Origin of the sequence: Mycobacteroides sp. H001, from assembly GCF_001440005.1 — a bacterium.
In the GTDB taxonomy this organism is placed as follows: domain Bacteria; phylum Actinomycetota; class Actinomycetes; order Mycobacteriales; family Mycobacteriaceae; genus Mycobacterium; species Mycobacterium gwanakae.
This window is the reverse complement of record NZ_LJYH01000030.1, coordinates 93,472-117,740: the sequence shown is the minus strand read 5'-3', so window position 1 is coordinate 117,740 and position 24,269 is coordinate 93,472. Positions and strand designations below refer to the sequence as shown.

Annotated in this window: 24 protein-coding genes and 1 pseudogene; 11 read left to right on the top strand and 14 right to left on the bottom strand. The window is 63.2% G+C overall.

Annotation, left to right across the window (positions count from 1 at the left end):
• Window position 1: 1 nt before the first annotated feature.
• Window positions 2-520: a cupin domain-containing protein gene (locus tag AOT83_RS13450; protein WP_057964837.1), complete on the top strand. Its 519-nt coding sequence runs from the start codon at window positions 2-4 to the stop codon at window positions 518-520.
• Here the strand turns inward: AOT83_RS13450 and AOT83_RS13445 are convergent, their stop codons facing one another.
• Entirely contained in the window at window positions 521-979 is a 459-nt protein-coding gene (locus AOT83_RS13445; RefSeq protein WP_057964927.1) for an SRPBCC family protein, read from the bottom strand.
• Between the two features lie 52 nt (window positions 980-1,031).
• Between AOT83_RS13445 and AOT83_RS13440 the strand changes: the two genes are divergently transcribed.
• On the top strand, window positions 1,032-1,529 hold the full coding sequence (locus tag AOT83_RS13440; RefSeq protein WP_057964838.1) for a pyridoxamine 5'-phosphate oxidase family protein: 498 nt from the start codon (window positions 1,032-1,034) through the stop codon (window positions 1,527-1,529).
• Here the strand turns inward: AOT83_RS13440 and AOT83_RS13435 are convergent.
• The gene (locus AOT83_RS13435) at window positions 1,526-2,299 is read right to left on the bottom strand and encodes an S-methyl-5'-thioadenosine phosphorylase (RefSeq protein ID WP_057964928.1); all 774 of its coding nucleotides are present in this window, start codon (window positions 2,297-2,299) and stop codon (window positions 1,526-1,528) included. The genes AOT83_RS13440 and AOT83_RS13435 overlap by 4 nt on opposite strands.
• A 443-nt stretch (window positions 2,300-2,742) precedes the next feature.
• Here AOT83_RS13435 and AOT83_RS13430 point away from each other — a divergent pair, with 443 nt between their 5' ends.
• On the top strand, window positions 2,743-3,360 hold the full coding sequence (locus AOT83_RS13430) for a superoxide dismutase (protein WP_057964929.1): 618 nt from the start codon (window positions 2,743-2,745) through the stop codon (window positions 3,358-3,360).
• A 36-nt stretch (window positions 3,361-3,396) separates the two neighbouring features.
• Complete coding sequence (locus AOT83_RS13425; RefSeq protein WP_057964930.1) at window positions 3,397-4,269, top strand: 1,4-dihydroxy-2-naphthoate polyprenyltransferase; 873 nt, start codon at window positions 3,397-3,399, stop codon at window positions 4,267-4,269.
• Window positions 4,270-4,289: 20 nt separating this feature from the next.
• On the opposite strand, the pseudogene AOT83_RS28430 reads toward AOT83_RS13425, so the two are convergent.
• The 4 genes and pseudogenes from AOT83_RS28430 to AOT83_RS13410 form a co-directional block, all read right to left on the bottom strand.
• Window positions 4,290-4,529, bottom strand: a pseudogene (locus tag AOT83_RS28430) (hypothetical protein); the annotation flags it as partial.
• Between the two features lie 618 nt (window positions 4,530-5,147).
• Window positions 5,148-5,729, bottom strand: a complete 582-nt coding sequence (locus AOT83_RS13420) for a Clp protease N-terminal domain-containing protein (protein WP_030096539.1) — start codon at window positions 5,727-5,729, stop codon at window positions 5,148-5,150.
• Between the two features lie 6 nt (window positions 5,730-5,735).
• Entirely contained in the window at window positions 5,736-5,957 is a 222-nt protein-coding gene (locus AOT83_RS13415; RefSeq protein WP_030096538.1) for a sigma factor-like helix-turn-helix DNA-binding protein, read from the bottom strand.
• A gap of 54 nt (window positions 5,958-6,011) precedes the next feature.
• Window positions 6,012-7,184: a cytochrome P450 gene (locus tag AOT83_RS13410; protein ID WP_030096537.1), complete on the bottom strand. Its 1,173-nt coding sequence runs from the start codon at window positions 7,182-7,184 to the stop codon at window positions 6,012-6,014.
• Between the two features lie 415 nt (window positions 7,185-7,599).
• Between AOT83_RS13410 and AOT83_RS13405 the strand changes: the two genes are divergently transcribed.
• The gene (locus AOT83_RS13405) at window positions 7,600-8,922 is read left to right on the top strand and encodes a cytochrome P450 (protein WP_109394864.1); all 1,323 of its coding nucleotides are present in this window, start codon (window positions 7,600-7,602) and stop codon (window positions 8,920-8,922) included.
• On the opposite strand, the gene AOT83_RS13400 is transcribed toward AOT83_RS13405, so the two are convergent.
• Window positions 8,909-9,382 carry a nitroreductase family deazaflavin-dependent oxidoreductase gene (locus AOT83_RS13400; RefSeq protein WP_057964932.1) on the bottom strand — a complete coding sequence of 158 codons (474 nt, stop codon included), beginning with the start codon at window positions 9,380-9,382 and terminating at the stop codon, window positions 8,909-8,911. The genes AOT83_RS13405 and AOT83_RS13400 overlap by 14 nt on opposite strands.
• Window positions 9,383-9,598: 216 nt before the next feature.
• Between AOT83_RS13400 and AOT83_RS13395 the strand changes: the two genes are divergently transcribed.
• Both AOT83_RS13395 and AOT83_RS13390 read left to right on the top strand, forming a co-directional pair.
• Window positions 9,599-10,984, top strand: coding sequence for a wax ester/triacylglycerol synthase family O-acyltransferase (locus tag AOT83_RS13395; RefSeq protein WP_057964839.1), 1,386 nt, complete (start codon window positions 9,599-9,601; stop codon window positions 10,982-10,984).
• Entirely contained in the window at window positions 10,981-13,155 is a 2,175-nt protein-coding gene (locus AOT83_RS13390) for an aminotransferase class III-fold pyridoxal phosphate-dependent enzyme (RefSeq protein WP_057964840.1), read from the top strand. Before AOT83_RS13395 ends, AOT83_RS13390 begins: the two co-directional genes overlap by 4 nt.
• 5 nt (window positions 13,156-13,160) lie before the next feature.
• On the opposite strand, the gene AOT83_RS13385 is transcribed toward AOT83_RS13390, so the two are convergent.
• Complete coding sequence (locus AOT83_RS13385; protein WP_057964841.1) at window positions 13,161-14,105, bottom strand: SDR family NAD(P)-dependent oxidoreductase; 945 nt, start codon at window positions 14,103-14,105, stop codon at window positions 13,161-13,163.
• Window positions 14,106-14,156: 51 nt separating this feature from the next.
• Here AOT83_RS13385 and AOT83_RS13380 point away from each other — a divergent pair, with 51 nt between their 5' ends.
• Genes AOT83_RS13380 through AOT83_RS13370 form a run of 3 tightly spaced genes read left to right on the top strand, consistent with a single transcriptional unit; the run spans window position 14,157 to window position 18,080 of the window.
• Window positions 14,157-15,626 (top strand): NAD(P)/FAD-dependent oxidoreductase, encoded by a 1,470-nt coding sequence (locus tag AOT83_RS13380; protein ID WP_057964842.1) that lies wholly within the window; start codon window positions 14,157-14,159, stop codon window positions 15,624-15,626.
• Between the two features lie 17 nt (window positions 15,627-15,643).
• Window positions 15,644-16,903 (top strand): sulfotransferase, encoded by a 1,260-nt coding sequence (locus AOT83_RS13375; RefSeq protein WP_057964843.1) that lies wholly within the window; start codon window positions 15,644-15,646, stop codon window positions 16,901-16,903.
• Between the two features lie 13 nt (window positions 16,904-16,916).
• Window positions 16,917-18,080 carry a hypothetical protein gene (locus AOT83_RS13370; RefSeq protein ID WP_081343778.1) on the top strand — a complete coding sequence of 388 codons (1,164 nt, stop codon included), beginning with the start codon at window positions 16,917-16,919 and terminating at the stop codon, window positions 18,078-18,080.
• Between the two features lie 26 nt (window positions 18,081-18,106).
• Here the strand turns inward: AOT83_RS13370 and AOT83_RS13365 are convergent, their stop codons facing one another.
• Window positions 18,107-18,418: a DUF4229 domain-containing protein gene (locus AOT83_RS13365; protein ID WP_030096528.1), complete on the bottom strand. Its 312-nt coding sequence runs from the start codon at window positions 18,416-18,418 to the stop codon at window positions 18,107-18,109.
• 76 nt (window positions 18,419-18,494) lie between these two features.
• Between AOT83_RS13365 and AOT83_RS27380 the strand changes: the two genes are divergently transcribed.
• Window positions 18,495-18,656 (top strand): hypothetical protein, encoded by a 162-nt coding sequence (locus AOT83_RS27380; RefSeq protein ID WP_109394862.1) that lies wholly within the window; start codon window positions 18,495-18,497, stop codon window positions 18,654-18,656.
• Between the two features lie 34 nt (window positions 18,657-18,690).
• On the opposite strand, the gene AOT83_RS13360 is transcribed toward AOT83_RS27380, so the two are convergent.
• The 5 genes from AOT83_RS13360 to AOT83_RS13340 all read right to left on the bottom strand — a co-directional run bounded on the left by AOT83_RS13360 (window position 18,691) and on the right by AOT83_RS13340 (window position 24,266).
• Complete coding sequence (locus AOT83_RS13360) at window positions 18,691-20,076, bottom strand: MinD/ParA family protein (RefSeq protein WP_057964934.1); 1,386 nt, start codon at window positions 20,074-20,076, stop codon at window positions 18,691-18,693.
• Between the two features lie 248 nt (window positions 20,077-20,324).
• Window positions 20,325-21,284 (bottom strand): c-type cytochrome biogenesis protein CcsB, encoded by a 960-nt coding sequence (gene ccsB / locus AOT83_RS13355; RefSeq protein WP_030096526.1) that lies wholly within the window; start codon window positions 21,282-21,284, stop codon window positions 20,325-20,327.
• Window positions 21,281-22,879 carry a cytochrome c biogenesis protein ResB gene (locus tag AOT83_RS13350; RefSeq protein ID WP_109394858.1) on the bottom strand — a complete coding sequence of 533 codons (1,599 nt, stop codon included), beginning with the start codon at window positions 22,877-22,879 and terminating at the stop codon, window positions 21,281-21,283. The genes ccsB and AOT83_RS13350 overlap by 4 nt, the downstream gene beginning before the upstream one ends.
• The gene (locus tag AOT83_RS13345) at window positions 22,879-23,670 is read right to left on the bottom strand and encodes a cytochrome c biogenesis CcdA family protein (RefSeq protein ID WP_057964845.1); all 792 of its coding nucleotides are present in this window, start codon (window positions 23,668-23,670) and stop codon (window positions 22,879-22,881) included. The genes AOT83_RS13350 and AOT83_RS13345 overlap by 1 nt, the downstream gene beginning before the upstream one ends.
• Entirely contained in the window at window positions 23,667-24,266 is a 600-nt protein-coding gene (locus AOT83_RS13340; RefSeq protein WP_057964846.1) for a TlpA disulfide reductase family protein, read from the bottom strand. The genes AOT83_RS13345 and AOT83_RS13340 overlap by 4 nt, the downstream gene beginning before the upstream one ends.
• Window positions 24,267-24,269 lie beyond the last annotated feature (3 nt).

The following is a 24,269-nucleotide window of genomic DNA, read 5'->3' as shown; positions in this document are numbered from 1 at the left end:
TATGACACGTGAGGAGTTTGTGCCAGGCTCCGCGCCTCTGGTTCGGCACAGCGATCGCGAGATCCTGAGCACCGCACCCGGAAACGTGACCGGATTGGTGATGGATTCCGACGCCACCGGTGGGGCGGTCAGCGTCCTGAACATCTACCTGCCCAAGGGCGCGGACGGCGCGGCCCCGCACTTCCACACCCGCTCCACCGAGCTGTTCTATCTGGTGTCAGGGCGGCTGGAAATCCTGGCGGGCGATCGCATCGAGGTTCTGGAACAGGGTGACACGCTGTTGGTTCCGCAGCTGATGCCGCACGCGTTCGGCGCTACCGCAGACAGCGATGCCAGCATCTTCACGGTCCTCTCCCCCGGGGTCCAGCGCTTCGACTATTTCCGGCTGCTGGACCGAATCGTGCACGGCCAGGCCGATATCAGCGAGCTGCGGGCATCACAGCAGGCCTACGACAACCACTTTGTGAAAAGTGCGGTGTGGTCTGCGGGACGCGGCCTCTCGGCGCTGGACGCCCCCTAGTCACGCGGCCTCGGCGACTGCCTTGATCCGATTCAAGGTCTCCCGCATGCCGTTGCGATTCGTGCGGCCCCGCGCCCAACCCAACAGTGCCCAGTAGATCCGCACCGGCAAGGAGGGAGTCAGTTCGAAGGATTCGGTGACGTCGGTACCGTCACCGGCCGACTCGAACTGATACCGCCAGGTGTTCACCGTCTTACCGTTCGGCAAGAGCACCGCGAAACCAAACGAACGATCGCGGTCACACTCGACGATGCGGCACACCGTCCAATAGACGGGCCCCTTCTGGTTGCGCTTCACATGGCCACGGAAACGCACCCCGACCGCAGGGGCACTGGCTCCGTCGAGCCACTCGGCCTCAAATGTCTCGGGACTGAACCTGCCGGTGTTAGTAATGTCGCTGACCAGGCCCCAGATCTTGTCCGCAGGAGCCGCCATGTGCACGGTGACCGAATCACGCATGGCGTTACGGTACCTGCGATGAATCCGGGTGCCGGGCCGGGTCTGTATGAGCATGACCCTTACCCCTCATTTCGACCAGCGGTTCAGCGAGCCCGGCGCGGCCGCACCCGCGTGGAGCGACGTGTCGGCGCTGCTTGCCGCCGCCGAGCTGTACTGGATCACCACCGTGCGCGCCGACGGCAGCCCCCATATGACTCCGCTCGTGGGCCTGTGGCGGGACGAATCGTTCGTGTTCTGCACGGGTCCCACCGAACAGAAGGCCCGTAATCTCGACGCGAACCGCGCCGTGGCCATCGCGACCGGTGTCAACACGTGGAATGACGGGCACGACGTTGTGGTCGAGGGGGCGGCCGAACGCGTCACCGATGCCGCCGCACTGCAGAGTCTCGCGGACGCCTATCTCGAAAAGTACGGCGAGGATTGGAAATTCACGCCGAGCGAGGGAGGCTTCGGCGAGGGCGACCAGTTCGCGGTCGTATATACGGTGACGCCGTCTAAGGTGCTGTCCTTCACCAAGAACCCACACGGACAAACGCGTTATGCCCGCTAGGGAAGCTCGATCGGCAGTTTGACACCGTCATGCGCACGGCAGTGCCCACAGGTGTCGACGGATTCGGTCGCGGTGACGGCAGCGCGCACCAACTCCTTAAACCCGCCGATGTTGCGTTCGAACTCGGCGAACACGTCTACCGCGCGCACCCCTTGCCCATGTTCAATTCCGGCGTCCAGATCGGTGACCAAGGCGATTGCGGCATAGCAGATTTCGAGTTCTCGAGCCAGCACCGCCTCCGGGTATCCCGTCATGTTGACCAGGGTGAAACCCTGCGAGGCGTACCAGCGGCTTTCGGCTCGAGTCGAGAACCGCGGCCCCTGCACCACCACCATCGTGCCGCCGTCCACAGCCTCGGGTTGCAGCGATACAGCGCGCAACCCCGGGCAGTACGGGTCGGCGAATTCCACGTGGATACCGCCGCTGTCGAAGAAGGTCTGCTCGCGCCCGCTGGTGCGATCGACCAGCTGATCGGGTACCACGATGGCGCCAGGGCCCAGATCAGGGGTGAGACTGCCCACCGCGCACGGCGCAAAAACCCGGCGCACACCGAGAGCGCGCAGCGCCCACATATTGGCGCGGTAGGGCACGGTATGTGGCGAGAACTCGTGGCGACTGCCGTGCCGTGGCAGAAACGCCACCTCACGCTCTCCCACCAGTCCGACCGTGATGGGCGCGCTGGGCTGACCGTACGGCGTCGTCGGGGTGACGGTCCGCACCGGTTTGTCGAAGAACGAATAGAAACCGCTTCCACCTATCACCGCGAGCATGCCGTCATTGTCGTGCAACACCCCGGCCAGCGGCCAATTGGGTGCGTGGCATACCCCTCAAACAATTGGTCGCCAAAATGCCTGCAACAGTTCCCGACAAATCTGGGCAATAATTTTGTCAACGACGCCAAGCAATAGAATGAATGTTGCTGTCGCACAATGATGTAGAGAATGTCACCGTTCCCGGCGGCGACACGGCGTAGATGAGAATTGCTGATAGAAAATCAGGTTTTTCGGTGGATTATGCCGTTCTGCCAGACTCGCTCCGGCGACCTTGACGCATCCCCTATCACGCCTACCGTGGAGGAGTGAATTCGATTGGGCATCAACTACATCGAAGACAATTCCTGATAATGACCGCGTCGGCCGCGGGAGCCCTCACGCTCGCATCATGCGCCGATGAACCCCGGGGAGAAGCGCCTCAGGAAGAGGAGAAGACCAGCGTGTATGCATTGCCGAATCTCGACTGGGATTACTCGGCCCTGGAGCCGCACATCTCCGGCGAAATCAACCAACTGCACCACGACAAACATCACGCCGCCTACGTCAAGGGCGCCAACGACGCCGTGGAGCAGCTTGCCGAAGCCCGCCAGAAGGCCGACAACGCCGCAATCGTGCTGCTGGAAAAGAATCTCGCCTTCAATCTCGGCGGCCACGTGAACCACTCGATCTGGTGGAAGAACCTCTCTCCGAATGGCGGTGACAAACCACAGGGTGACCTAGCAGCCGCCATCGATCAGCAGTTCGGCAGCTTCGACAAGTTCCGCGACCAGTTCTCCGCAGCGGCCAATGGCGTTCAGGGGTCAGGCTGGGCATGGCTCGGATACGACACCCTCGGCAAGAAACTCCTGACGTTCCAGATGTACGACCAACAAGCCAACGTGCCGTTCGGCACGATTCCCCTTCTCGGCTTGGACGTCTTCGAGCATGCCTACTACCTGCAGTACAAGAACGTGAAGACCGACTACATCAAGGCCTTCTGGAACGTGGTGAACTGGGCAGACGTCCAGGCTCGTTTCTCGGCGGCGCTATCGAAGACGGCAGGACTCATCTTCCCGTAGCGGGTAATGGGGCGCGGCCATGGCAGGATCGGCCGCATGGCCAGCATCGCGCAGTGGATCGAAGGTTCCCGTCCCCGTACCTGGCCCAATGCGCTGGCACCGGTCATCGCGGGCACAGGCGCCGCCGCGGCGGCCGGTAGCCCGGTCTGGTGGAAAGCGCTGCTGGCCCTGGCCGTATCGGTAAGCATGATCATCGGCGTCAACTTCGCCAATGACTACTCGGACGGAATTCGCGGAACCGATGACGACCGGGTGGGACCACTACGGCTGGTCGGCTCCCGGCTGGCATCGCCGTCGGCAGTCAAGGCCGTCGCCATCGCATTCCTGGCCCTGGGCGCCGCCGCGGGATTGGCGCTTTCCATCACCACCGCCTGGTGGCTGGTAGCGGTCGGCGCAGCGTGCGTCGCCGGTGCCTGGTTCTACACCGGAGGTTCGAAGCCTTACGGATACAGCGGGTTTGGCGAAATCGCCGTCTTCATATTCTTCGGCCTGGTGGCCGTGCTGGGCACCGAATACGTACAGACCTTGACGGTCAGCCCCACCGGCCTGGCACTGGCGGTGGCAATCGGCAGCTTCTCCAGCGCCGTATTGGTGGCCAACAATCTGCGCGATATCCCCACCGACCGCGAATCTGGCAAGATCACGCTGGCCGTCCGGTTGGGCGATGCGCGCACTCGAATCCTGTTCCCGGCACTGCTCGCGGTTCCGGTTCTGGTCAGCATCGGCCTGGGCATTGGCCACCCGTGGCACCTGCTGGGGCTCGTGATGCTGCCCCTCATGGTCAAGGCCGCCCGCCCAGTTGTCACCAAAGCGCAAGGACCGGAGTTGATCCCGACATTGCGCGACACCGGCCTTGCCATGCTTGGCTGGGCGATTCTCACCGCCTCGGCCCTGACCTGGCTGAGCTAGCCCTCGCGGACCGTGACGTCTTAGGAGAAGTTCTTACAGACGACGCCCGTGTTTTGGCAGGTCACACCGGTATGGTCCGGAGCGCTTACCCATCCGCCGCCCTGGGTGAGGCCCGGGGGTAGATCTGAGCGATTCGGGTTACCGGTGGCATCGCAGAACACCCAGCTGTTTTGGCACGCATGTCCCTGACCGTGCGGAAGGGTTCCCCAGCCGGTGTTTCCATCCCTGCCGGGCTGCTGATTGGTAAACGACCAGCGTGAGCCATCGCCCACACCTGGTCCGGGTATTGGCGTCACCGGGTCTGCGGGGCCGGCGAGTGTTTGTCCCACCGCCGGCTCGCGCAGGACGCTGACGCCCGGCGCCCCGAGCCCCAATAGCGGGAGGGCTAACAAAGCCGTACAACAAAGAACGTTTCTGGTCTTGGTAAGTGCATACATCGTGACTCCGTAGGTCCGCATATTCAGGTGCGGCCCCCGGGAAACCACTAACAACGAAAAACGTTAGGCGCCGCTTGTATGTCATCCACAGTACACCTGCCGTTCACTTTGACTCAATCTGAAGTTAAAGTGTCGCCAAACCCTTACCCCGGTAGGGGTATGCACCTCGCAATGTGGTTACAACCGTCCACTACCTGGGCATAAGACACCGCAAGATAACGGCGGCGCGGCGGGTTCACTGATATCCGTAGATCCCAGCGAGGGACCGCGGCCAACGCCCCATTGACCATGAGACGTCTCAGTGATAGGGGCCGAGTTACCCGCGTCATGGCCGACCGGTACGCGCCACGCACATCACAAACTGAACGCTCCCACAGCGGTCCAGCTTCATGTGTCCGCAAACGCGATGCCCGGCGCCCCGGGGTCAATCCCCTCGTGCCGCTAGGCGGCCCGATCGAGCAGTCCGACCACTGCCTGCCGCAGCTCATCGGCGGGCACCCGCTCGGTGATCACGGCCAGAGTCACCGGGTCACCACCCCGCAGAATGCCCAGCACCATGTGCTCACATCCGATCCAATTGTCTTTGTGCGCAATGGCTTCCCGCAAGGCGAGCTCGAGGCATTTCTTGGCTGAGGAGTTGAACGGGATCATCCCAAATGGGCGCCACCCGCGGGCACGCCCCTTGCGACGCCCTGATTTCTCAAATGCCTTGTCGAAGGCTTGCGGGCCGAAGACTTTCGACACACTGTCACGCACCTGCGACAAATCGATGCCAATGGCCCTGAGTGCCTGGGCGTCCTCGTCGTCCAGCGGCGGCTCCTGCGATCCGGCGCGCAGCCGATCACGCACGGCGTCGGCGGTCAGCCCATACCCACCCAGCAGGTCCAGAAGAGGTCCGCCAGCACTGTCCAGCACACCGACCAGGACATGCTCGGCCCCGATGCGCGATTCGTCCATCTCGCGGGCCTCCTCTTGCGACAGCACCACGGCGACCTTGGCCGATTTCTGGAACTTCTCGAACATGGCTGCTCACTTCCTCGCGCGGTTGTATTTCTGATGCACTGCCTGGCGGCTTACTTCGAGAGCCTCGGCGATCGCCTGCCAGCTCCAGCCCTGGTTGCGTGCATTGGTGACGTGGATTGCTTCGAGCCGTTCACACAAGCGCCGCAACGCCTGTACGGCCCTCAGGCCGACGGCCGGATCAGTGCTACTGACGGCGTCGTCCAGATCGGCCGAGGGAATATCACCCATGGTTGTCAATATAGATTGACAACCATGGTGCGTCAAGGAAAGTTGACAGACGGCCTACCAGCCGACGGGCAACTCGAACAGACCCCCGGTCAGCAGGTCGGACCGCATCGTCAGTTCCGAGACTTCCTTACGCAGATACAGCCCGGGCAGCCGCTCGACCAGCTGCCCGAGCACCGTGGTGAGCTGCAACCGGGCCAGCGGCGCACCCACGCAATAACGCGCGCCGTACCCGAACGTGACGTGAGCCGCGGTGTGCCGGGTGACATCCAACCGGTCCGGGCCGCCGAATACGGCCCGATCGTGATTGGCCGCACCGACATCCAGCAAGAGGAGGTCTCCGGCAGCGATATGCACCCCATCGAGGTCGAGATCTTGACGCGCGTATCGCGGTATCTCACCGCCGCCCGTACGCGAGGCACGCAACGTCTCTTCCACCGCGTTGGGAATCAGGTCCGGTTGTGCCACAAGCAAAGCCCACTGTTCGGGATTGGCCAGCAACAGCAGTGCGGCCAGACCGAGCTGGACAACGGTGGTCTCGTGTCCACCGAGAAGCAACGCCATCGATTGCGAGGCGATCTCGTGGTCGGCGACACCGTCCACAGCACAGAGACGAGAGATCACGTCATCGCCGGGGTCCTCGCGCTTACGGCCAACCAGTTGTAACCCGTACACGAAAAGCTGGCCCATCCCCCACTCAGACAGGCTCCGATCGCGGGTATTCGATGCGGCCGTGGTCCATTCACGAAACTCGGCCCTGTCCGCGTAGGGCACACCGAGCAGTTCGCACAACACCATCATCGGCAACGGCTGGGCGATGGCGGTGTACAAATCGGCGGGCGGGCCCTGCTCGATCATCGTGTCCAGCAGTTCGGTGGACAATTCGGACACACGACTTTCCAACGCCCGCATCTGCTTTGGCGTGAAATGCGGTTGCATGAGCCGTCGCCCCCGCGCGTGGTCGTCACGTTCGGTCTCATAGTTGCCGATCGGTCCACCGAAGAACGCCGATTTACCGGACCGGGCAGCGGTTTCGGGCTCGGGGTGTGACCGGCCCACCCGATCGTCATCGAACAGCTGCCGCACTGCCGCATGTCCGGTGACGAGCCAAGCGGGGTCTCCGACGGCGGTGGTCACCCGATGCACGTTCCCGGCACACTGCAGCTCCCGCTGCAGGGGAGCCGGCGTGAACAATCCCTCACGCGCGAAGGGCAGCTGCGGCGGTTCCATGAAATTACTGACCCCCAGGATCAAAAAATAGAACCTCTAGTCAATTACCTCAGGCATCATAAGCGACCCGCCATGACCAGGTTCTCAAAACTCGGAAAACCATCGAAATTTGCCAACGATTTCTTCTTCATGCATATCCGCTCTTAAAAGAGGCTCTAAGAGTGATGCATACATCGCCAGTATGCGAGAGGGATCGATGACTCCGCCGCGGACGAGGCCGGGACATATCAGGGTTATCGATTGCCCGGACAGAAATTAGGACACGTTCTAATGTGAGAACTTGTTCGAGAAACAGGCCTTTGATCGCTCATCCGGTCAAACACCTTGGGGGTGGAAATTGACACAAGCGGCCAGCGTTCCGTGCGCCGAGTCGGCCACGACCTACGTCAGTCCTCCGGGCCTGCGCGTGGCCCGGATGTTGTCCAGGCTGCCCAGGTTGGGAGACACCGTTGGGTTGATGTTGGATCCCACCTTCTACCTGTTCGAGAAATATCTGCGACATGGCCCGGTCTTCACGGTCAAAACGCCCTATCAGACGTACACGGTGCTGGCCGGAGCCGACGCCGCCACCTTCATGAGCAGTAAGGAAGGGCGCGAGTGCCTGACGGTCGGCAGCTCATGGCGTTTCGTCGAGGAGCAGTTCGGCGGCAGAGACTCATTGGTCGCCGTGGACGGACCCCAGCACAAACAGTGGCGCACGCTGCTGCAGCGCGGTTATTCGCGCGAGGCCATCGCGGGCCGATACGCGGAGGCCGTAGACGTGATCGACGATGCCGTCGACAAGCATTGGAAGCCGGGGCAGTCGGTACCGGTCCTCCCGGCAATGCAGAAGCTATCCATCGCACAGGTCGGCACGTTCGTAGGCGGCGTCCGGCCGACCGACAACGACATCGAAGATATCGCGCTCGTAACCCGCGACATCCTGAAGATCGCGCCAGTGCAACATATTCCGAAGTTCATGCTGCGCCTGCCGCGCTACGTCAACGCACGGTCACGCATGGTCAGCGTGGCACAGTCGGCCATTGCCCTGGCGCGAGGTACTCAAGCGGGCGAAGGACCGTCCAGCTCCGCCCTACTGGACGACATCCTCGAATCCTGTGCCGACGATCCCGAAGCAACCAATCAGCGCAATATGCTGTTCCACTCGGTCTTGCCCTACTTCGCGGGAGTTGAAACAACCTCGGCAACAGCAACATACGCGCTCTACCTGATCCTCAAACACCCGACGGTCTTGGCCAGGATCCAGCGCGAAGTGGACGCCATGTTTACCGCAGGCGACATCACCCACGACGGCTTGTTCCACGCGACCCCAGTACTGCACGGTGCCGTGATGGAGGCGATGCGGCTACACCCCATAGCCTCCTTCATCATTCGCGTGGCAGCACAGGATTTCGAGTTCCACGGGCACCGCATCAGACGCGGGGAAGGGGTGTTTGTCGGCACCACCGTCCCGCACTTCCTCAGTGAGTTCTACCCCGACCCGATGAGATTCGACGTCGACCGCTATGGCGACTCGGTGGGACCCAACCGCACACCCGGTGCATATTCCCCCTTCGGACGCGGGCCGCACATGTGTGTGGGCAAGGGGCTGGCCGAATCGTTGATGCAGCTGATGCTTGCGCGCATCATCCACCGCCGCACTTTGGAACCCAGTTCTCCGTCTTACCGGCTCTCCAACCGGATATCGTCGAGCTCTCCGTCCCCTAAGTTCGCTGTCCGCGTGGTTAGTTCACGCTGACGATGCGGTCGTTCAATCTGAAGACACGAGGCTGGCGTTGCGACTTGCGCTCGACGTCGGCATGGTACGGAGACAGCTGCAAGATGCGGGCCCAGATCACGTCGCGGTCGGCCCCTTGTAAAGGTTCGGCCATGCAGGCCCGCTCGCTACCACCGATGTTCACTCGGCATGCGGGCCGTTTCATCAGCCAGGACGACCAGAGTGGATGTTTCGGTCGTGACCAGTTGGTACCAACCACATACACCGCCCCGTCGATCATCAAGTACTGCAGGGGCACAACGACTTCCTCTCCGCGGCCATTGGTGACCAACAAGGTCAACGACGGAATCCGCGAGACGGCGGTGATGGTCCACCGGCCACCCGCGAGCCGGTACAGCACCCGGTCCGCGATGACGGAAGCCCGCCGGATCGGCGCCGCCAGATTGTGGTGCCCCACTGACAGCACAGCCTTGCGGATCACCCCCACAAGCCCGCCCCGCTCCTGCCATGCCTCCGCCGATGTGTCGATGTCAACCTCCCCGGTCCAGGTACCCGCACAATGCCATGACGATAGCGCTCGACGATGGCGCGGCAAGCTAAATCTGATCGATGACCCTGATCTGAAACCAACGATCACAAATCCCGAGAACGTTGTGACCGAAGCGAATTCCGCTCCCGACCGATAGGAAGAACCGAGATGGAACAGCTCACCGGATACGATGCAAGCTTCCTCTACCTTGAGACACCCACGCACTATCACCAGGGTTACGGTGTCGTCATTCTCGACACATCAACCATGGCGGACGGTTACAGCTTTGAAGCGGTACGGGACTGGCTGAGTTCGCGAGTCGCCGAGATTCCCACCTATACCGAGAAAGCCCACGACCCCTGGTACAACCTCGGTCATCCCTTTTGGGTTGCCGACAGCTCGTTCGACCTGGATCGCCATGTGCACCGTGTCGTGCTCCCGTCGCCCGGCACCGATGCGCAGCTCGCCCAGCGCTGCTCCGAAATCGCCTCACTCCCCCTCGATCAGCGGTACCCGTTGTGGGAAATCTGGGTGCTGGAGGGCATGAGCAATGGGAACGTGGCGATTCTGATCAAGCGCCACAACGCGAGTCTCGACGGCGTTCGAGGCAACTCGCAGCTGGGCCAGCTGTGCGGCAATGAAGCCACCGAGTTGGCGGTAGTCCGCGATGCCGGGCCGATCGAGCCTCTCGCCCTCATGGTCGGTGGCTTACGCACCCTGGGCGCTAAGCCGGTCAAGATCGCCAAGATGCTTGCCGAGAACATCAGGTCACGCCGCCAGGGGGATGCCCCGGAGCTTCCGCCCGGAGTCCCCGAGCCCATGTCGGCTCCACGCACTTCGTTCAACACCACGCTGACCTCCAATCGCAACCTGGCATGGATAAGCCTTCCGATCGCCGACGTGCTGCAGGTGAAAAGAAGGCTGGACGTGAAGCTGAACGACGTCATGCTCGCGCTGACCGCGACCGTGATACGCAAGTACCTCATCGAACGCGATGAACTCCCGGACCAACCGCTGCGCGCCTTCGTCCCGGTGTCGGTTCACGATAAGCCCGGCCAGCACGGCCGAAACCGCACCACTGGTCTGCTGACCAGCCTGCAGACCCGCACCGACGACCCTGTGCAGCGAGCGCGAGAGATCGCCTCCATCACCGACGCTGCCAAGGTGCATGCCGAGGCGCTGGGCCCTGGAAGGATCCACGACTGGTTCGACTTCAGCGCACGGTACTGGGGTCTGTTGTTCCGCGCCTATTCCCGCCTGCGGATGGCTGATCGGCACAAGGTGATGCAGAACCTCGTGCTGTCGAATATTGGTGGGCGCCACACAGATCTGTATTTCGCCGGAGCGAAAGTGTCCGGTTTCTATCCCTTCGGGGCACCCTTCGACGGCGGCGCGCTCTTCGTCACGGTTGCCTCTCACGACGACCGGCTCAACGTGGGCCTGATCGCGTGCCCCGAGATAATCCCTGCGCTCGCCGACATCGCCGCAGGGTACAAAGAAGCGCTCTCCGAATTGTCGGAGGCCCTGGATACCGCCGAGGCCGTGTCCAAATGAGCGGCCAGGGAGGGGCAGAGACCGCGCTGAATGCCGATAGGTACCGCGCCGCGACCCAGGACACAATCGGCACACTGATCGAACTCAACAGATCCAAACGCCCCAACATTCTCGTCGCGGGGTTGGCGATCACAGCAGAGAGCGCGCAGGCCGGATATCTCATCAGTGAATTACTCTCTACTGGAACGGATTACGTCACCTATTTCGGAAACTCGCTGGAAGAGGCATTGTCGGGGGCCATTCGATTGATCCGCCACACCAGCAAGGTGACCGGCGATCGACACAGCGAGAGCTGGATTCTGGTTGCGGACCGCGACGAAAGGCTGCGGCGGTACTTCGATCCCCTCGGTGAAGGCGCGGGCGAGGGGATGACACGCCACGTGAGATTCGTGTCCTCCCCCGCAGAGGCGCTGGCGGAGCTTCCGACACGGGCATGGTCAGGACTGGTGGTCCTCGATCCCGATGGCGAGACCGCCGATCTACTGTCGACAGCGCAGCACCACAACATGATCCGGGTGGTAGCGGAGAGCCGTCCCCTGGGTGTCGCCGATGCCAGCAGACCCGCCGACGGTGACGTCTTCGTCTTCGGCGAGAACCTCACCGATTTCCAGGCCCCGTTCGGCTCCTATTCGATGTCGCAACAAGCGTATCGCGTCTGGAACAACCCACTGGACGCCATGGCGCAGACATCGACGTTCGCCGCAAACGCCACTGCCTTGACCCTCGTGATCGAAACTCTGCGCCGCCATGGGTATGTCAGCGATCTGCAGGAAACGGTTCTCGCCGACATCCATACATCACGGCGGGTACGTAACGACCATTTCCGCCAGTTCTCGAATCCTTCCGCAGCCAATCTGATGGAGGCCTTCGGTCTCGATTTCGACTTATCGGAAGCCGATGGTGCGCGGATCCTATTGCGGGACGGGACAACACTGCTTGACTGCGCACTGGGTAACGGCGCCAACCTACGCGGGCATAATCCCGCGGATCTCACGCAGCTACTCGCGGACCACGATGAGCACGCGGACTACACCACGCTGTTGTCCGACTTATTGTGTGAGGTAAGCGGTTTCGACGAAGTACTGCCAGCGGTCAGTGGCGCCACGAGCGTGGAAGCCGCCCTGTCTCTGGCACGGCTCGCACGTCCCGACAAACCGCGCATCATTACTTTCCGAGGCAATTTCTCCGGCAAGACCATCTCTACCCTCAATGTCAGTCGCTACGGACCGCAGCGTTCTGCCAGCATCGACGGTGCGTTCGAACCGTACTACCCGGACGTGGTGTTCATCGATCCCTTCGGTGCCCAGGCGGCCCAAGAACTCGCACAGGCCCTGGAGCATCCGGATGTGGGTCTGGTGTGGTGTGAACTGATCCAAGGGATGTCCTGCCGCGCGATACCTCCCGAGTTGCTGCACATAATTACCGATGCCAGGCAACGTCGCGGCTTTCTGGTCGGCATCGACGAGGTGCTCACCGGCGTGTGGCGCAGCGCCGAGACATTCCTGCTTCAACAAACCTGGATGCCCGGCGTCGTGGACATCGTCACCATTGCCAAGCCCCTGTCGGACATGATGTTTCCCATGGCGGCTGCGCTGGCGACGTCGACAGTGGTCGACGCTGCGCGCGAAACAAATGCCCGTGCCGTATCCGATCTACAGGGCCGGTACCGAAACAACCTCGGCGCGCACATTGCCTGGCACGCTCTGCGCAGTGTCGACACCCCGGAGTTGCACACCCAGCGCCGAGCCGAACGCGCCACCCTTGTCGAGGGCCTACGCCGTCTGGCAGCCGGGTCGCCGCTGTACCAGTCGGTGGAGGGCTACGGCACGCATCTACGCCTCATCGTAGATCCGCGGTACTTCCCGTTCCAGGAGAACGGCCTGATGGGGGAATTACTGGGCCAGGCCATGGAAGACCTGATTCTGCGGCGCTGCAAGGTGATCCTGGGACGCGGCCGCTTCTTCCCTCCACTGTTCCCTCCTTCAGGGACGATGGCCGAGGCCGTCGAGCGGCTGGAACGCGGATTCGACGGCGTCACTCCGCTCACGGTGTACGCGACCCTGGTGCGCTGTCTCGCGGGTCTCACCACCTTCATGGTGAAAAGACAGCTCCAGCGGCTGGTAGCCGGCTCGACCCCGGCTCGGGGCGCCAGGATGGGCCGGGCCACGTGAGCGGCTCAGTCGGATGGCGGGTGGCCGGCCTCAAACCACCATGGGGCCACCAAACCGGCAGTGATGCCGGCGATTTCATTGGTCTCGTGATACAGCGCCCGTGCGGCCTCTGTCGAACTCGCGGTGGGCCATGGCAGATAGCGGTCAATCTTCGCGTAAGCGAGACCGGGCACGGTGTCACCGCCCGTCAGGAATTCATGCAACCAATCGGCAGAACGCTCGGGCGTGCTGAAGCCCTCCGAATTCTCGAATCTGGTGAGTATCGAGCGGAACAGCCAGCGGGACAGGCCATTCATATTCCTGGTGATGCCGGTGGCCGGCATGATCCCCGGATCGTAGGAGAGCACCGCGTAGTCGTCCGGGACTCGCTCGGAGTAGGCGCGGCACAGTTCCACCGTTCCCCTCTTACTGGTCACATACGCCTGTGGCCCGCCAAGCGCACCGGGCAAACATGCCTGGGCCAGCGGAAGGCCGGAGGGCTCGGGGAGCCCGGTCCACCAGCGCCGACGATCGTGAGCGCCGGAACCCACAAACACAACTCGCGCCTCGGCGTCCAGGGATGGCGACAACAACGCCAGGAGCAGATGCGGCGCTATCAGATTGGTGACCATGGTGCTGTCAAGACCACCGTATGCAGATCCCGGCCGACGTCCCGGATGAATCCCGGCGTTGAGCACCACCGAACCGATCGGCCCGAGGTCTCCGGCGCGCACCGCATTGTTGAGCTCAGCCGCGGCCTCCCGAACACTCTCCAGCACCGCCAGATCGCACACCACGTAGTGCACGTCATCCGTCCCGAAACGACCGATCAACTCGGCTCGGCGTCTTTCATTGCGGCACAACATAACCAGCCGATACGAGCCGGAGACAGAGAGGAGCTGCGCAAGTGCTGACCCAAGCCCGGACGTGGCACCCGTCAGGATCAGCGATCTATTGCCGGTTCGCCGCATAGTTCAGGAATATACGGCCATAATCATCTCGAATCAGGCAGGGAGACCCAAGTGAGCTTCGAACACGAGCAAGCTGTCGACGTCCTCGTCGTGGGTGCCGGTATCGCCGGAATCAGTGCGGCATGGCATTTCGCCAACCATTGCCCATCATTGAACGTCGCAGTGCTGGAGAGCCGTTCGGAGATAGGTGGCACGTGGAGCCTGTTCCGTTACCCGGGCGTGCGCTGCGACTCGGACATGTACACACTCAGTTTCTCCTTCGCGCCGTGGACCGGGCGGGAGGCGATCGTGGACGGTGGCACCATCCTGCGGTATCTGAAAGACGTAGTCGCCAAGGAGAATCTCGAGCCGCTCATCCGATTCAATCACGGCGTACGCGAGGCCCGATGGTCGTCGGAGACCGCCAAGTGGACGCTGGCAGTCGACACTCCAGACGGTCCACGAACTATGACTTGTTCGTTTCTGATGGTGTGCACCGGCTATTACCGCTACGACGGCGGATACCTGCCGGAGTTTCCCGGCATCGAAGACTTCCACGGCCCTGTAGTGCATCCCCAGGAGTGGCCCGAAGATCTCGCCCTCAAAGACAAAAGGGTCGCCCTCATCGGCAGCGGTGCGACCGCGATGACCCTCGCACCGCGACTGGCCGAGGAAGCCCGACATGTCAGCGTGGTGCAACGCTCCCCGAGCTATGTCGTGAGCCGACCGCAGCGTGATCGCTTCGCCAACCTGCTCTTGCGCTGCCTCCCCGACAGTCTGGCGTTACAGATCATCCGCGCCAAGAACATCTCCCTGATGACACTCTCCCTCTATCTCGCCCGCCGGGTTCCAGAACGCATGGGCGAGGCCATCATCGATCGTGCCAAACGCGAACTCCCGCCAGGCTATGACAGCGATACCCATTTCCGGCCGCGTTACAAGATCTGGGACAACCGGTTGTGCCTGATCCTCGACGGCAACCTGTTCGAATCGATCGGACGCGGGGACCTCAGCATGGTGACCGGGGAGATCGAAAGGTTCACCGAGGCCGGACTCGTCCTCACCTCCGGTGAGCAGGTGTCTGCTGATGTCGTGGTGGCGGCCACCGGATTCCATATGCGGCTGTTCGGCGGTATCGAGTTCTACCGCGACGACGAGCCCATCGACTTCAGCAGCACGGTCTGCTACAAGGGGATGATGCTCGACGGTGTACCGAATTTCGCCTTCACCGTCGGATATCAGGCCGCGAGCTACACGCTCAAGGCGGACATCGTGTCACGGTATGTCAGCAGGCTGCTCGACTATCTCCACTCCCACCGGATTTCCTCGGTGACACCGCATCTCGACGACGATTCGGTGTCACTAGAGCCGTTCACGGGATACCGCCCGGGTTATGTGGAACGCGTGCTGTCCGACCTGCCACGCCAGGGCTCGCGGCCGCCCTGGCGGCTGAGCATGAACTACTACCGGGACATGTGGATGGCGCGCGCGCAACCGGTCCAGGATGACAACCTCCGGTTCTCGCAAAGCGTTGCGCAATAGGATAATTGGACCAGGCAATGACGACAACGGCGTTCCGAGTCACACGTCCGTGGCCGATCCGCATGCTCAATCACGCCGGACGACCGCTAGCCAGGATCGGGGCGGCCCCGCGGCTGGACACGCAGCACCTGCGGGCCGCGGCAAGCCGCGCCGCCGGATTGCCGTGGATACCCGACGACTATCTCGACACCGCACTGGATGTTCTCGTTGCTTCGCTGCGCGACGAGGCGGAGCTCAGTTTTCTGGGCCGAAAAATGGTGCAAGTGCGACTCGTCGGGATGCTCAGCACGCGTCTGCGCTTGCGGGAACTGATCAGGAAACGTCCCGAGATAGCGGAGCTGCGGGTTGAGCCGCCGATAGTCATCGTCGGCCTGCAGCGGACCGGGACCACCCTGCTGCACAGGCTGCTCGCTGCCGACCCGGCAGCAGGATCGATGAGATCATGGGAGGGCGCCCAGCCGCTCCCCCACCCAGACGAGCCCACCGGCGCCGCTCATCTGCGAATAGCCAAGGCCGCCAAGGACGAGGCTTCATTGCGGTATCTGGCACCGCAGTTTTTCGCCATCCATTCGGTAGAGGCGGAGGCCCCCGAGGAGGATGTGCTGCTGCTCGATTTCGCGCTGCACAGCCAGATGCCGGAGGTGATGTTCCATGTCCCGTCGTACGCGAGCTGGCTTGCCGCACAGAACATGCAACCCGCATACGAGCTGCATCGACTGCTTCTGCAGGTGCTCCAGTGGCAGCAACCCCGGGGCCGATGGGTACTCAAAACTCCCGCGCACCTTGAACATCTAGACGTACTACTGCGGGTCTACCCGGATGCGGTGGTGGTCTGGACACACCGGGATCCGGCACAGACCACCGCTTCGTCGTCAAGCATGCTGGCGCACTACCAGGCGTTGTTCAGCGACCACGTGGACCATCACCGGCTCTCCCGGTACTGGCTCGGCAAGAACGCGCAGATCATCGACCGCGCGATCACCGTTCGCGGCAATCATCCTGAATCGTTTGTCGACATCAATTACCCTGAGCTACTGAATGATCCGATGAGTTCCGTGCAGCGTATCCATGACGCTGCCGGGCGCCCGCTCTCTGATGCGGCGGTCGCGGCCATGCAGACGTCGTTGCGCACGAACAGACAGCACAAGCACGGTGAGCACCGATACAGTCTCGAACAATTCGGACTGACGACAGAAGAAGTGGACGACGCATACCAACGGTACGTAGAGCACTTCTCGATCGAGCGCGAAAGTGGTGGCGTGCGTGAGCGCCTATGATTTCGACGGCGTGGTGACACAACCTTTCACCGATGCGATCGCCGAAGCCGAGCGGCTGGTCACCACCGCGCCTCATATCGAATCGGAATCGGACCTCCTTGAAGGTCTCGACTACCTCGCCGGGAGTATCGCCGCCTCTGTGCACCTGGTCTTCAACTTCAGTGCAGAGCATCCGATGTTGCTCAGCGGCACAGGGCCATTCACCAAAATGGGGCTCGATAATCCGGACTTTCTGTACTTCGCCACGCAGGTCGACGGACGCCATGACTACGTGCTCAGCGGTACTCGTGGCAGCACTGTCGACCTCAACTTCCAGTTGCTCGACAGTGACTACACCGACACCGAAGTGCCGGGCAGCGTCACCGCCTTCGACGATCGCGACCTGGTAATCGCCGAGGACGGCAGCTATCGCGTGAGCATCGGTGCGACGCCAATCGCGGACTGCCACAAACACATCCCCATCGCGGCGCGCCCGGCGCAGCTGATCGTCCGAGAGGCGTACAACGACTGGTCCGAAAGACGGGGGACGGTGGTGATCAGCCGTGCCGACACCATCGGCTCGGGAGCGGTGCCCCTCACCAAGGACTTCATTGCCGGCAGATACATGGGTGCCGGGCTGCACCTGGTGAACCGGGTAAAGACGTGGCTGCAGTTTCCCCAGTGGTTCTACATGAACAACCCCGCCAATGTCTTCGAACCACCGCGTATCACTCCGGGAGGGCTAGCCACCCAGTTCTCGTCGGTGGGCTACTTCGAACTCGAACCTCACCAGGCTCTCGTCGTGACCGTGCCGAAATCCGAAGCGCCGTACCAAGGTTTCCAGGTGGGCAGCATGTGGTACGTGTCGCTGGACTACACCAATCATCAGACGTCCCTGAACGCGGAGCAATCGCATGTGGACCCCGACGGCATGATCCGGCTAGTGATCAGCGACCAGAACCCCGGTGTCTCCAACTGGATCGAGACCGTGGGACACCGGCGCGGGTTCCTGAAGTTCCGCTGGCAGCGGACGGACCGTCCCATCCTCGACGAGGACGGCCCCCGCGCCGAAGTGGTGGATCTTGACCGCCTCCCGGCTACCTTGCCGTTCTACGCAGATGGCGCAATATCGGCGCAGCAGTGGCGCAACCGCATCGCCGCACGACAGACGGCGGTGGCGACGCGGATGTTGGGGTAATGCGCCACGGTGGCTGCCCGGTGTCTTTAGGAGGAGTCCTTCGGCTTTTCGCCACGCAGCCGCGCCTGCAGATCCGCACGGTCGGCCCGGCGCCGCTCGTCGACCACGGCGATGCTGGCAGTCACCCGGCGACGCAGTGGCGCGAATACCGCCATGCCCAGCGGCAGCGCGATGATCAGCGCGAACAGGATCGCGATGGCCAGGGGGAAGTCCTCGTACCCGATGAGCCGGGCCACCCAGAAGATGACGAGCGTCAGGATGACCGCGAGCCCCAACCGCGCCAGGGTGTACACCGCGATATCGATAGCGAGCCGGCTCCCCGGCGACCGTTCAGCCACGTCACCACCCTATCGCTGCGCCGTACACCGACCTTGGCCGCGCGTATATTCGGAGGTAGTTGTTCAGGAGGCTCTTGTGTATTACGTGCTCATCGCGGTCGTACTCGGCGCGCTGGTCTACGCCGGATGGCGGATCAGCCAATCGGTGCCCGCCCGTCCGCAGACCCGCGTGACCGGCCCCGACGACGACCCGGACTTCCTTTGGCGCATCAGCAAGGACGGCCCGTCCGAACACTGACGCTGCGCGGCCTGTCGCCGCACGACTCCAGGGACTAGCCCTGGAACGTCTGCTGCTGGCGCTGTGTGCCGGTGAACCCTTGCGCCACGACGGCGGCCAGCTCGATGAGCGAACGACGCGTCGCGGGCCGCAACCGGTCCAGGCTGATCTCGGCACCCTCTTCCAGGTGCGGATCGAACGGCACCAACCGCACGGCACGGCACCGCCGCGAGAAGTGATCAACGACCTTCTGCATATCGACCTTGCCCGAACGCGGACGCACCGCGTTGATCACCGCAACGGAGCGGCGCACCAGCTCGCGATGCCCATGCGCATCTAGCCAGTCCAGGGTGGCCGAGGCGCTACGGGCACCGTCGACCGAGCCGGAGCTGATAACCACGAGAGTGTCGGCCTGTTCCAGCACCGAAGACATCGCGGAGTGCATGAGTCCGGTGCCGCAGTCCGTGAGCACCACGCTGTAGAAGCGCTCAAGAATCTCCAGTGTGCGTGCGTAGTCCTCGGCGCTGAACGCCTCGGAGACCGCCGGGTCACTTTCGGATGCGAGCACCTCCAGGCGGCTCGGCCCCTGCGAGGTGTAACTGCGGACATCGCTGTAGCGCTGGATGGAATTAGCGTCCCGCAGCAGGTGACGCACCGTCGCCGGCGTCTCCAGCGGCACCTTCTGGCTCAGCGTGCCGCGGTCCGGGTTCGCGTCGACGGCGATGACGCGGTCACCGCGAATAGAGGCGAAGGTCGCGCCGAGAGTCGCGGTGACGGTGGTCTTACCCACGCCTCCCTTAAGGCTCAGCAGCGCGATCTTGTAGCAGCCCTGCAGCGGCTGGTTCACCTGGGCGACGAGGTCGTTTTCCTCGGTCTTCTTGGTGCCCTCGCCGAGGTTGATCGTCCCGAACGACGCCCGGTAGACGGTCTTGCGCCAGCCCGCCGACGGCGCCGGTTTATGCGGGCGCAGCAGTGCCGAGGTGGACAAGTCGCGCGAGGAAGGCGGTAACTCGGGCCGAATCTGGCCTCCGATGCCGGTCTGCTGGCCGCCCACCGGGGTGTAGTAGCGAGAACCACCGAGGGGAGGCTGCTGAGCTTGCTGAGGAATACCCGAGGCAGGGGTGTCACTGGCCCAGCGATCCGCCGTGAAGGGCGTCGACTGCGCGGGTGACTCACCCGAATCGCTGAATCGGTTGTCGGCCCGGAAGCCGCCCGACGACCCGGCCGCACCGATCGCGGTGGGATCGGGGTTCTCCTGTCCACCGGACGGCGTGAAGTCCAGTGGCGCGAAGGAACCGCCGAGAGTGTTGAGCGATGGCACCGAGGGATCGTGGCCGAGACCCGCAATGTCCTGCTGTGGCGCGAACGGATCCTGGTACGGGACCGCTTGGAACTGTTGCGTCATCTCATGCGGCTGCTGTGGCGAGCTCTGGCCGTACATCACCGGCTGCGCGGGCTCCTGTGCTGCCCAAGGCGGGGCCGTCGGTCCACCCTGCGCCTCGTCGGCGTAAGGCGACGGTCCATCCGGCGCGCGGTGCGCGGGATAGTCAGACATCGATCCCCCAATGCATTGGTTGGATGTGCAGCTCGGACACGGTGAGCCCGGAGCAACTGTTCAGAAGGACTCAGCATCGCACCCTATCGCAGGTGTGATGAACCGATCTGGCGGAACAGTTCCCGCGGACCCCCCTAGCTCACCCCAGCGTACGAGTGAAGACCGACAGTGACCAGGTTGACGAAGAAGAGGTTGAACACCATGGCCACGAATCCGGCCACGTTGATCCAGGCTGCCTTCCTGTCCCGCCACCCGGCAGTGGACCGTGCGTGCAGGTAGGCGGCATAGATGACCCACGCGATGAAGGACACGGTCTCCTTGGGGTCCCAGGCCCAGAACCGCCCCCACGCCTCCTCGGCCCAGATGGCGCCGAAAATCACGCCGAACCCGAAGATGGGGAATCCGAAAATAGTCGTCCGATACGCCAGCCGGTCCAGCGACTGGGCATCGGGGAGCCGCTGCACCAGGGTGTTGTCCGGGAAGTACATCTTGACCAGGAACAGGATGCTCGCCACCCCGGCCACCAGGAACACCCCCGACCCGAGACTGACCACCGACACGTGGATGGGCAGCCAATAGGACTGCAGTGCGGGCATCACCGGCGCGGCGTAGGTGTAGAGGTACCGGCCGGACACCGTCAGCAGAATCAGCACCGGAATCAGCACGAAGACCCACAGCGCGCGGTCGTAGCGTTTACGGAGCACCACAGCTGCGGTGACCAGGCCGCACGCACACGTCAGATTGATGAACTCGTACATGTTGCCCCACGGCACCCGGGTGGTGGCCACACCGCGCAGCACGATGCAGACCAGCAGCAACCCAATGCCCAGGTACACCAGCGCCTGTCCGGCGCCGCCGACCCTCTCGCCCAGGGGCCGCTTGCCCTTCGGCACCACCAGGCCCGGCTGATTCTCGTCGGCGGACACCACCTCGCCGCCGGAGCTGACGAGCTCGCGTTGCGCGGTCTTGTTGCTCTGCCGGTAGGCCAGCTCGATGGCCAGCAGCACCAGCGCACCGACCATCACCACGATCGCCGAGGTGAAGGCGTAGTCGGAGAACCTGGCCAGATCTACGTCGATATTGGTCGAATTCATTCGGCATCCTCATCCTTGTGGCCGTTCCCGGCCCTGGCGACAGGCAGATCCTCAAGGCAGCGGTCGCACAACCGCTCGAATTCGTCGCCCCAGCCGGAGCTGTCGGTGCGTGCCAGCCCTCCCAGCTCGACATTTACCGTACCTGCGGTGGCGCCCGGGGTCAGCCGCGCCCAGACTCGACGGCGCTTGATGACGAGCGAGACCACCAGCCCCGCCATCATGGTCAGCGCGAAGACCAGAACCCACAGTTGGGCAGGGTCGCGCGACACCTGCAGGTTCACGAAGTTGACGGCGCCGTCGAACTTGACGATGGTGCCGTCGTTGAGCTTGACCGACTGTCCCGGCAGCAGATTCGCGCGTGCCACCTGATTGAGACGTTTCTGTTCGATCATGCGGGGGTCGAGCTCGAAGATCGACTGTGCGCGACCCGAGTCCAGCCCGGTGTCTCCGCGGTAGATGTTGATGGCCACGGCGGGCTTACGCATCTCGGGGAAGCTCGACGAGAGCAGGGTGCCGTGCAGTTGTTCTGTGGGCGCGAACAGGCCCTGGATGGCGATCTGATTCTTGCGACGCACGTTGGGGTCCGGGTAGGTGCCTGCCGGCGGATCGATGCGCACGGCCCCGGACGACAGCAGGGTGGTGGGGTCGTCCGGTCGCCACTGGATGGTCTCGCTGCGCTTGCGCCCGTCCGGGAAGGTCACCGTGAACGTGGGGGCGTATCCGTATCCGAGCAGGTACACGCGGTTGCCGTTGACACGCAGCGGATGGTTCATGGCCAGCCGCTCCGGCCGCCACACATTGTTCTGGAGATCGTCCCCGGCCTGGTACTCAATGTGCGATTCGAACGAATGCGCCTGCCCGGAAGCAAGATATGTGGCCTTGAAGTCTTTGACCTTGACGCATATGGGGTCCAGGTTGGTGCCGTCAACGGTGTTGCCCGCCCGGAACGAGTCGAACGCCGCCGGGGATGACGAGCAGAATCCCGGACCGTTGTTGGCGATGACAATGACGTTGCCCTCGTATCCGAAGAGCTTGCCGACCGCGAACGCGACCAGCAGGCCGACGAGAGAAAGGTGAAAGACCAAGTTCCCGAACTCGCGCAGATAGCCCTTCTCTGCCGAAATCTCGGTGATCCCGTCCTTTTCCCGGGTGACTCTGCGCCAGCCCCGGAGCCGGCCCTCGATGGTCGACGCGACATCGGACAGGTCGGCCCGCACCAGCCTTTCCTGATGCTTGGGCAGCCGCCCCAGGTTCCGGGGCACGGGAACCGGCTGCGCGCGAAGGGCCTTCGCGTGCTCGACGGTGCGGGGAATGATGCATCCCACCAACGAGACGAACAGCAGCACGTAGATCGCCGTGAACCAGAAGCTGGAGAACACGTCGAAGGCCTGCACCCGGTCCAGCCACGGGCCGATGGTGGAATGCTCTGCCAGGTATTCGTCGACCTTCGCCTGGTTCAGCGCGCGTTGCGGCAGCATCGCACCGGGTATCGCGCCGAGCGCGAGCAGCACCAACAGCGCCAGCGCCGTACCCATCGAGGTCAGGCCGCGCCAGGTGTTGCGCGCATAGGCAAGAAGACGCTTCGCGATCATCACTAGATGGGCAACCTCGCGTCGGAAACGAATGAATCACGAACCCAGGCAACGAAATCTGCCCACACACCGGTCACCAGCGCGACCCCGACCGCCAGCAGCGCGATACCGCCGATGATCTGGATGGTCCGGGTGTGCCGTCGCAGCCAGTCCATGCCGCGTACCGCACGAGCCGAACCAAAGGCCAGCAGCAGGAACGGGATTCCCAGCCCCAGGCAGTAGGCGATCACCAGCGTGATCCCGCGAGCCACGTCCGCGCCCTCGGTGGCCGAGGCCACCGCAACCACACCGGTGAGAGTCGGCCCCAGGCATGGCGTCCACCCGAGGGCGAACACCGCACCAAGCAATGGCGCTCCGGCCACGGTGGAGATGCGGCGCGGTGTGAACCGGAAATCACGCTGCAGCGCAGGCACCAGACCGATGAACACCAGACCCATCGCGATGGTGATCACTCCCCCGATGCGTTGCAGCAGCATCTGATTGGTAATCAGCGTGGTGGTCATACCCATCACGGCGACCGTCCCGAGCAGGAACACCGCGGTGAATCCGGCGACGAACAGCAATGCCGAACCCGTGACGCGCAACCGATGAGACCGAGTACCGGTTCCGCTCTCCGGTCTGTCGTCGGCGCCCACCACGGCAGCCAGGTAGGACAGATACCCAGGCACGAGCGGGATCACGCACGGCGAGGCGAACGACACCAGACCCGCCAGCGCGCAGGCACCCAGCGCCAGCAGCAGGGGTCCGCTGGTAGCCGCATCCTGGAACGCGGAGCCGGCGTCGGCGAGGATCACTTCGTGGCTCCCGCGGGTTCTTTCGCAATCCGCTCCACCGCAGGCTGTAGGTCCTGGGTCAACAACTCACGCAGGAACACCGCCGCCACCCGGTGCTGACGGTCCAGGATCAGGGTCGCGGGAATAGCTCCGGTGGGGAACTTCCTGCCGAACGCGATGAGTGTGCGCATCGACGGGTCATAAATGGACGGGTACGGCACCTTGCGGTCGGTCACGAAATCCTGCGCCTTGGTGATCTCGTTGTCCCGGACGTTGATCCCCAGGAACTCGACGCCCTGTGCGTGTGTGGCCCTGTACACGTCTTCTAACGCGGAGAACTCCGAGCGGCAAGGGCCACACCATTGCCCCCACACGTTGATGACAACGACCTTGTTGGCGAAATCCTTGAGCGACAGCGTCTTTGTGGGGTCCAGCAGGTTCTGCCCCTCGATGGATCCCGGTGCCTGACGCGCTTCGGGCGGATCGTAGAAAATATCGGTCTTGCCGCCCGGTGAGACGAATTGAAACTGCCCACCGCGCGCCACCGCATCATCACCGGTAGAGCACCCGGTGATGAGCAGAACCAGCGCGGCCAGCGCCACGACCACACGTCGCACGAG